The organism is Halobacterium salinarum DSM 3754 (genome assembly GCF_008124605.1).
Lineage (GTDB): Archaea > Halobacteriota > Halobacteria > Halobacteriales > Halobacteriaceae > Halobacterium > Halobacterium salinarum.
The window spans coordinates 1-8,785 of the sequence record NZ_VRYN01000021.1 but is presented as its reverse complement, the minus strand read 5'-3'; the positions used below and the strand labels follow the sequence as shown (position 1 = coordinate 8,785).

Sequence of the window (8,785 nt, the reverse complement as noted above, 5' to 3'; positions counted from 1 at the left end):
CTAGCTTAGAAAGTCGTGCACTTGGTGCACGGTATGTTGAGATGCTTAGAGAGTGCCCTTTCGTTTCCGAATTATGATCTCTCTCACTCGCTCAGCGTGGTTTGACTCAGATTGAACGAACGCTGTGAGGATGGCCTCGACGATCTCGGAGCGGCTGGCTCCGAGATCGTCACACTCAGCGACCAGTTCGTCCACTTCTCGCACAATTTCCTCGTCAACAGCGACTCCGAATTTCTCTTTTGCCATAGCTACGACAAGCTAAAAATAGCGTGCACCAAGTGTACGGCGCTTTCAATTCGTTAGAGCTGATTCAGCAAACCATGAGAACTCTTCTATGACACCCTCAACCTCTAGTAACTCATAGTCGGTTGCTAACGTATTGACTCCGGATATTTCGACTTCCCGTTGTTCTTTCGATCGTTGGCTGTATTTACTTTTGGACTTGCCACTTCCAGGGGCTTGACATCCAGCTAATAGAGCAGTTGTGCTAGCTAAGAAATTTCGGCGATTCATTAGCTGAATTGTCTCTCAAACTGATATTTAAATGTTCTGTGATTCGAGTCTATTTAACCATACTGTACCGAAGAGAATATCCTTTTGACTGACCACAATTAGGCATGGCCGAGGCTGCGGATTGTTCGATTCTTTTTATTTCCCAGTACTTTCCTCCGGAAACCGGTGCTGCACCGACGCGAGTGAGTGAACTGACGTCACGTTGGTCGGAACGTGGCCACGATGTCACGGTTCTCACGTCTGCTCCAGACTACCCAGAAGGCGAAATATACGACGGCTACAGTAACAAGTGGATGTACTCAGAAGACCGCGATAATGTTCGAGTCATCTCAGTGAAAACTATCCCTGCATCGAACCAGAGGTTCGGACGACGCGCCCTCAAATTCATCTGGTTCATGTTTGCTGCTGTTGTTGCTGGCCTTTGGATTAAGCGCCACGATATCGTCGTTTCGACATCACCTCAGCCACTGACTGGGCCCGCTGGATGGCTTGTTGCAAGGGTGAAACGTTCGAAGTTCGTGTTCGAAGTCAGAGACCTGTGGCCCGAATCAATCACGTCTCTCAGCGACCTCAACGAAGTAATTCTACGGCCACTCGGCTGGGCGATCGAGTTTACGTATCGTCATGCGGACCGTGTCGTCGTTGTCTCGGAAGGATTTCAGGAGGAAATCGAAGCAGTAGGAGTTGATAACGAGGATGTTCTCGTTCACCACAACGGCGTAGATCCGGAATACTTCGATGTCGACGAATCAGATTGGTCGCTTGATTCAGACATAGTTGAAGAATTACAGCGTAATTTCGTGGTGTCCTACGTCGGTACGCTCGGGAAAGCACATGGATTATCTGTCGTTCTTGATGCAGCAGAAGAACTCGACGACGTCCTATTCCTACTAGTTGGCACAGGCGCTGAAGCCGACGCCCTCAAAGCAGAAGCTGAGCGACGGAGCCTAGACTCTGTGCAATTTGCGGGTCGACATCCGAAAAAACACGTTCCGGAGCTTCTGGCGCTATCCGATGCCGCATTAGTTCACCTGAAGGACAAGGAGTTGTTCCGTACTGCGATCCCCTCGAAAATGTTCGAAGCGATGGCTGCTGAATTACCAATTCTACTGGGTGTCGAGGGAACGGCAGCACGAATTCTCGAGAATGGTGATGCCGGAATCACGTTCCAACCCGAGGATGGAGATGAACTAGCGGCCGCAATTCGTAATCTTCGAGACGATAGCTTCTTTCGTGAGGAACTTGGTAAGAACGGCAGGCAACTTGCTCGTGAGTCTTTCTCTTGGAACCAGATTGCGTTAGCGTACTCTCGGGACTTACGGGCGGTCGTTGAAAATAAATCGAACTGAGATCCGTTAGGCCTGTTTTCTGGGATTCTCATCAAGAAGGTGATCATATAGGTTAATGATTTTCGCCGATTCGTGTTCCCAACTGTACTTCTCCCCGACGAGCGCTCGCATCTCGCTCGCATTGTGGTCCTCTTGGAGTGCTGCTTCGACGGCATCAGCAGCGGTCTCTGCGTCTCCTTGAGAGACCACTTGACAGAATTCTTCTGGCATAAACTTCGATACAGCATCGACGGGGGTCGTTACAATTGGTAGTCCAGCATAGAGATACTCAAAGAACTTCGTGGGGACACCTCGCTTATAGTGATTGGTATCTAATAACGCGATGCCTACATCCGCTGAGTGAAGGTACTGGAACATTTTCTCATAGTCGAGATATCCAGGAAATTGAACATAGTCTTCCAGCTCGTGTTGTTGGACAAACTGAGCTACCTGTGCGTGGTTCTCATCAGGCGACCATGCGCCGAGAACCCAGAGCTCGACATCGACTCCACGATTTCGCAGTACCCTCAGAAGATCCAGCATTCGATATATTCCTCGTAGCTCTTGGATGCCGCCGACGTAACAGAGGACGTGTGTTTGTTCACGTTCGATACGCTCTGTGGCTGGCTGTAGCGTTTCAGTTCGAGGGAAGTTGTGTGCGACGGTGACTGGTGGCCCCAACTTACGGAGGGGGGCAGCAATCCAGTCTGAAACGGCCACAATGGCATCGAATCGCTTCGCGGCTGCTCTTTCGACCTTTGGAATCACATACGAGAGTGGTTCTGAAACTGTGTTGGGTATCCATTCACGAGTCGTAACTACATGACTGTAGTCCTCGTGGACATCGTACACCACGGCCCCGTCAGTTGTCTCTGTGAGGTATAATCCGACTGGAATTAACTCCGGGTCGTGAAAGTGATAAACCGAGGCGTCAAGCTGTTTCGCGATCCGAGCCACCTTGGGGATACTCCACCACCGATCGGTTCGACTTGGAGCTGAACCCAAGTCGGTGAACTGGACACCGTTCCGCTCTCCTTCCGGAGCATCATGTGCGAGGATACCAACGTCGAACCCCGCATCCGCGAGACTGGTGGCTTCCTTATCGAAAATCCGAGTATCTGTACTTTTGTGGGCAGTCGTCAGGTGTACTGCGTCCATTTTAGATCCAGAGAGAATTGTAGACCGGTTGGATAGGGTAAGTAATGAACTTGTTGCACTTGCCCACCTGAGATATCGGGTATCTCGAATAGTCTCGATATCACTAATCCAGCCGCATTCTTTCACTCAAAAGGAGCCGAAACACCCGCTAAGTCGGTGTCAGGATTGACTGCTTGACTGATTTGTTGTTCGTCTCGAAAACTAGTAGCTTTTCGCCGCTCAACAGGCGTCAGGAAAAATCGCCACAAACAGAATCACGGATATCTGTTTGTCATTCTTTGCTTGTCCAGAAATCAGACTGATATCGGTCTGCCCACTCTCCGAATGCTGTACCAGCCGTCATTTCATCGAGTTGGCGGAACTGCCTAACGTGAATTTGATGGTACCCTTCCGCGGTTACATCATGCGTTAGACAGTATCGACTGACCCCACCTTCCTTTCGGAACTCTGGTAGATGGTCACGGACGGTCGTCATCGCTTCCCGAGTTGTTACAGCAACATCGTCCCGTCCAGTCGCCCGCCAGTACTCGTAGAGCCCATAAATGGCAAAAATCTTCCCGTTTAATGTATGTGCGGGCTTTTGCATCGGATACTCCTCAATCCAGAAGTACCCTTCGTCGTCGATCGTCGATACCCACGGAGAGTTTGATGTCGGTAGACGAACGTCTGTAATGCTTTTGTATGTCCGTTCAGCGAGCTGTGCGTATCTGTCGCGACCAGTTAGGTGGTAGAGTCGTGCGAACGTCCCGAGTGAAAGTCCTTGGGCCATCCCCGAGTACCACGGTGAGGGTAGTTTATGAGCCGGATTCCCGTGGACATTAAATTCGAACTCGTAGGGGAAGAACAACGCATTCTTGAACCCGGTTGCAGTCTCAACATAGGCGTCTGTGAGTCTATCTGCGGCGTCCTCGAATACGCCGGTTGAGTCCGCATGACGGATACTTTGGGCAACGAGGTTCAGCTGGCGTGACGTCTGAAGGGCATGCGTTGCGCCCGATTCGCCCCTGTACATCTTCAAATCGGGGAGCTCAGAGACTTCCTCTGGACTGTAATATTGTCGGTCTGGATTTGAGGATGGCCACTGATCATACGGTAGTGTGACAAGCTCGAAGTTCGCTTGCTGAACGTTCTCCTCGTTAAGAGACGGCGATGCTTGTGACGCGACACACCCAGTGAGGCCTATCGCAGCAGTAGCGAGAAATGTCCGCCGATCAATCGGTCCAGTCATATATTGGGGATATTCTTCGAGCGTCTTCAATCGCGCGAAATGATATCTTCATAAAATGGTTAAGTATTATAAAGGTATGGCTTACTAGCTTACAACAACCCCCGGGGTTTCAAAGATTCTTCTCAATGTTGTCAGCCTCTACTTTGTTCTCAGAGGGTGCGCTGCACTTAGCGATTCAACGCTCACGGGTTCACTGTCGCTGGACGGGAGATTCCCGTTACTGTCGATACTCCATTCGCTGCTCCCGCCAACCTGGGTTTCGATGCCGCCGTGGGGGCGCTTGTAGAGGGTGTCGTCCTCCTTGAAGTAGAGCGCCACTTCCCCGACAGCGTAGTCCGAGTCGTTGGGCGTACAAGAGCAGACGCCGTAGGAATGCGCCTTCGACGTTGAGTGTGCCTGCGTTGTCTACGTCGCTGCCTTCGAGGTCGATTACCTCGCCTCGCTTTGGCTTGTGGCGTTCGTGGCTCTTTGAGCGGTACAACTCCGAGAACGTGTCGTGTAGTCGTTCAGTCATGCTAAATCATCCCTGCTGCTGCGAGACCGCCGAGAACCGTCACAGAACGGGGGCTGCGTACTTGCCGAACCCCCACACCGTATAAATCGGCGTGACGCGGCGGTCGTTCTCCTCGACCCACGCTGTTCGCTGCGCTAATCTACTCGGAATCGGGGGTTGTTTCTCGAATCTTCGAAGCGATACCGTGCGAGTTAATCCCCTGTACTCGATACACGAACCAACGACTTCGATGTCTGACCAACTATCCTTCAGAGAGAAAATGGACGCGATCAAGCGGGTGGCTCTTTATCGCCCTCTCTTTACTGTCGGAATCATCGTGTTGAGTGTTTTTGCTGCCATACTGGAGGGGATCGGAGTGAGCTACCTTCTACCCATTATTCAACAAGCTCGGGGTGAAGGTGACCCCGGAACGTTAGTTCAGGGGTTCATGCAAGTCTATGATTTCTTCGGCGTTCCCTTTGTGCTCGAGTACATCATTGTGGGGGTCGCACTTGTTATGACCCTCCGGTACACATCGACGTTCCTCGTCGCCTGGCTCCGCGCCAAGCTTCGGGTACACTACGTCCGCGATATTCAGACACGTGCGTACGATAGCGCGCTCAATGCCCGTATTGGCTACTTTGACCAGCAAGGATCAGACGAAATACTGAACGCGATTGTAACTCAGTCGCGGGAAGCAGGTTATGCAATTATGCGGCTGGTCCGCATTGTTGAACAAAGTATTTTGAGTCTCATGTATCTCGCTGTTGCGATGTACCTCTCCCCGTGGCTGACTCTTACTGCTGGTACTATCTTGGGGGCGCTTACGTTCCTCATCCGAAATCGGATCGAGTCTGGATACGCGGTAGGTGACCGTGTTGCTGAAGCCAATGAACGCGTTCAGGAGGTCGTCCAGGCTGGAACACAAGGTATCCGAGACGTGAAGCTGTTCGGGCTGTCCGGGGAATTCTTCGAACGTTTCGACGACTACGTCGGCACGTTCGTACGCTCGAAGGTCACTCTTCGGCGGAATCAGGCAGCAATCCAGAATCTCTACCAGTTGACCACCGCAATCACGGTCTTTGTGCTCATTTACTTCGCACTCGAGTTCTCGTCCCTGTCTCTGGGCGGCCTTGGCGTCTTCCTGTTCGCCATGTTCCGCCTCTCCCCACGAATCAGCAACCTGAACACCTGGATCTACCGGCTCGAGGGAGACCTCCCCCACCTCGTTCGAACCGAGCAGTTAATCGACGAGATGCGGACCAACCAGGAGCCAACGGATAGCAACACGCCGGTACCGTCACAGATAGAGCGAATCGAAGCTGACTCGCTGGACTTCTCGTACGACGGCGACGAGCAGGTTCTCGATGATGTCACCTACTCGGTTGAGCGCGGAGAGTTCATCGCGTTCGTCGGCCCCTCCGGAGCTGGGAAGTCGACAATCGTGTCGCTGCTGGCACGGATGTACGAACCAGACTCGGGCGAAATCCGTGCGGACGGGACTCCAATCCAAGAGTTCGACCTCGCGGAGTGGCGGGAACACCTTTCGATGGTTCGTCAGAACCCATACATTTTCAACGACACACTGGAGTACAACGTCAGAGTTGGCAACCGCGACGCGTCCCAGTCGAAGATCGAACGGGCGTGTGAACTCGCGTGTGTGACTGAATTCCTCGACGAACTTCCGGAGGGATACCAGACGACCCTTGGTGACGATGGCGTTCGCCTCTCGGGCGGCCAGAAGCAGCGTGTGGCGTTAGCCCGTGCTCTGGTTCGAGATGTCGACTTCCTCCTGCTAGACGAGGCAACGAGCGACCTCGACACGAACATCGAGGAGGACGTCCACGATGGTATCGAGTCACTGGACGCCGAACACGGACTGGTCGTGGTTGCTCATCGCCTTTCGACTGTTCGGAACGCCGACCGCATCTACACGATGGTGAACGGTCGCGTGGAAGAGGTCGGTTCCCACGAGGAACTGCTCAAAGCGGAAGAAACGTATGCAGAGCTGTATTCGGCGGACGAATAACTACACGATAAAGAACTCCACACCATATTCCACGGTACAGTCTAGCTGAGCTGTACCGGTCGATTTCGTCTGGTTGACGGTGAGAGGGATTTCGGAGAAGCTGATCTCGTTTATTTTAGGACGAACGATATCGAGCAGTTATCAGCGGTGTAGTTACGAACCTCACCCAACTTCGGATGTGTAGTTCGATGCTGAGCCACTCGCTTGCCGAAATTCACTCATCTAGCTAATGTGCCAAGAGGAAACTTGTAAAGTACTGATTGAAAGGCCGATAACGATCCAGAACATCGGCAGAAAGAGTACATTGCTTGGACCAAGTCCAGCGATTGGAAGTGCAACTAGAGAAGTTATACTCATTACCGGAACTGGATCTCGGAGGTTAGCTATCCGGGCTAGGCCAACTACGAGACCACCGTAAAATACGAGGAAGAGAGCAAGGCCAAGTAGTCCGGTATCAGTAAGGAGAGCACCAAACCAGCTATGAGGTGATAAAATCCCCCCCGTAGAAACTGAGGTTTGGCTAATGACGGTGGGACTACTGCCCCATCCGTGCCCCCATACGTCTCCCCCTAATACTGCGGCCTTTTGAAGTTGCCAGCGAATCCAGATTGAAGATCCAGGATTCGTTGGGTTTGGAACTAAAACAAAGACCGTAGTTAAAACCAATCCAAATAGTGGAATCAAAATTTTACCAACACGAATTGGTATTTGTCGAATAGTTTGTCGAATAATATTCCCATATATTAATCCAAGAGTGGTTGCAATAACAATGGGATAAGCGAGTATCACGGCTCGAGCACCAAGGTGAACAACAAGATAAGCACTAATGGTCCAAACTCCAAGAAATGATATACGTTTTTTAGAGGTTGTAGTCGGATTCAATCCCATGACCAGTGCAGGAATCGTGGCCATTTGAAGGAAGAACGCGAAGTCATTAACATTGGTATACCATGTAGTCACCCAACTCGAGTATGGTGGATAATTGGGGAGTTGTTGCAACTGACTACCTGCGAAGTGCCACCCAGTCGAATATTCAAATAATGCTATAATAAATGCAAGCAAGACTAGTCCGACGAGTAATATCCACCCTCGATAGACCCAGCGACGGGTGTTTAGGGTAATTACAATACTAATGAGAAGAATGAATTTAGTTAGTAGTACAATTGGTTGCAAAACCCCAGACCCTGTCCCGTTTTGTACCGCATAGAGAAAACTAAACATACCAAGACACACAAGGCCCGACAGCGCCACAAATAATCTCGGAAATCGAATTTTACCCTGACTGTACAAAACGATCGCTCCAGCTAGAACCGTAATATAAACTGGAAGAAATAGTCGGAAGGGAAATAGAAACCCTATGTTTGTTCGGATACCAGGTAGAATTGATCCAAAAACTCCAAGAGAAATCAGCAAGAGCGTTGCAATCCGAACCCAAAGCGGAAATTCGTAGTTATGTTGGTCTGTACGTTGATCGGAATCCAACGACACGGTAACTCCACTAGGATGTAGTCAGTTATATTTATTGAACTTGAGAGAGGCGGTTGGAGAAATCGTCCTTGGATCTCGGTACCAACAAGGTTCATAGTTTCGACGCGCTAATATGGTAGTTTGTCCGGTCACTGTAGTGTTGCTCTCTGCTGGCCATTTGTAGTAGATTTTGCCAACCGCTACTTGGAGGACTGGTTCGTACAAGCACGCTGGTAGCACCGTAGCACTCGACCATCCGTTCTAGTTTAGCAGAGTGTACCGTCGTCTGATTAGATATCGTTGTAACTACCAGTCAGAGAAATCCGGTGGATAGTGTGACTTACTCCCCACCGGATTCAGTGATTGTTGATCGGATTCAAAGAGCGTTTCCCTCCGATGAGTTGCGCGAGCGCGCTCGCGCAACGAATCTCGTCGAGCGTGAACGGAAATTCGACGCTGTTGCGCTGTTCTACACGCTTTCACTTGGCTTCGCTGCTGGGTCAGACCGATCTGTACAGGCTTTTCTCGAACGATTCGTCGAAATGTCCGACTGCGATGAACTCTCCTAT

Annotated in this window: 6 protein-coding genes and 1 pseudogene; 3 read left to right on the top strand and 4 right to left on the bottom strand. The window is 51.0% G+C overall.

Annotated features, from left to right (window positions below; all coding sequences use genetic code 11):
• Positions 1-45: 45 nt before the first annotated feature.
• Positions 46-246, bottom strand: coding sequence for a ribbon-helix-helix protein, CopG family (locus APQ99_RS12105; RefSeq protein ID WP_136361043.1), 201 nt, complete (start codon positions 244-246; stop codon positions 46-48).
• Between the two features lie 371 nt (positions 247-617).
• Here APQ99_RS12105 and APQ99_RS12100 point away from each other — a divergent pair, with 371 nt between their 5' ends.
• Positions 618-1,862 (top strand): glycosyltransferase family 4 protein, encoded by a 1,245-nt coding sequence (locus tag APQ99_RS12100; RefSeq protein WP_209000312.1) that lies wholly within the window; start codon positions 618-620, stop codon positions 1,860-1,862.
• A gap of 6 nt (positions 1,863-1,868) precedes the next feature.
• On the opposite strand, the gene APQ99_RS12095 is transcribed toward APQ99_RS12100, so the two are convergent.
• On the bottom strand, positions 1,869-2,999 hold the full coding sequence (locus APQ99_RS12095; RefSeq protein ID WP_136361044.1) for a glycosyltransferase family 4 protein: 1,131 nt from the start codon (positions 2,997-2,999) through the stop codon (positions 1,869-1,871).
• 271 nt (positions 3,000-3,270) lie between these two features.
• Positions 3,271-4,257: a D-glucuronyl C5-epimerase family protein gene (locus APQ99_RS12090; RefSeq protein ID WP_136361045.1), complete on the bottom strand. Its 987-nt coding sequence runs from the start codon at positions 4,255-4,257 to the stop codon at positions 3,271-3,273.
• Positions 4,258-5,000: 743 nt separating this feature from the next.
• Here APQ99_RS12090 and APQ99_RS12085 point away from each other — a divergent pair.
• On the top strand, positions 5,001-6,749 hold the full coding sequence (locus APQ99_RS12085) for an ABC transporter ATP-binding protein (RefSeq protein ID WP_244289009.1): 1,749 nt from the start codon (positions 5,001-5,003) through the stop codon (positions 6,747-6,749).
• Between the two features lie 222 nt (positions 6,750-6,971).
• Here the strand turns inward: APQ99_RS12085 and APQ99_RS12080 are convergent, their stop codons facing one another.
• A complete protein-coding gene (locus APQ99_RS12080; RefSeq protein ID WP_136361047.1) occupies positions 6,972-8,237 on the bottom strand; it encodes a chitin synthase domain-containing protein in 1,266 nt (421 codons plus the stop codon).
• A 305-nt stretch (positions 8,238-8,542) separates the two neighbouring features.
• On the opposite strand from APQ99_RS12080, the pseudogene APQ99_RS12075 reads away from it, so the two are divergent.
• A pseudogene (locus APQ99_RS12075) lies at positions 8,543-8,785 on the top strand (IS4 family transposase); the annotation flags it as partial.

Excerpts from the sequence above, each read along its gene's own strand:
- APQ99_RS12105 (WP_136361043.1), bottom strand. The coding sequence starts at position 246 with ATGGCAAAAGAGAAATTCGGAGTCGCTGTTGACGAGGAAATTGTGCGA.
- APQ99_RS12100 (WP_209000312.1), top strand. The coding sequence starts at position 618 with ATGGCCGAGGCTGCGGATTGTTCGATTCTTTTTATTTCCCAGTACTTT.
- APQ99_RS12095 (WP_136361044.1), bottom strand. The coding sequence starts at position 2,999 with ATGGACGCAGTACACCTGACGACTGCCCACAAAAGTACAGATACTCGG.
- APQ99_RS12085 (WP_244289009.1), top strand. The coding sequence starts at position 5,001 with ATGGACGCGATCAAGCGGGTGGCTCTTTATCGCCCTCTCTTTACTGTC.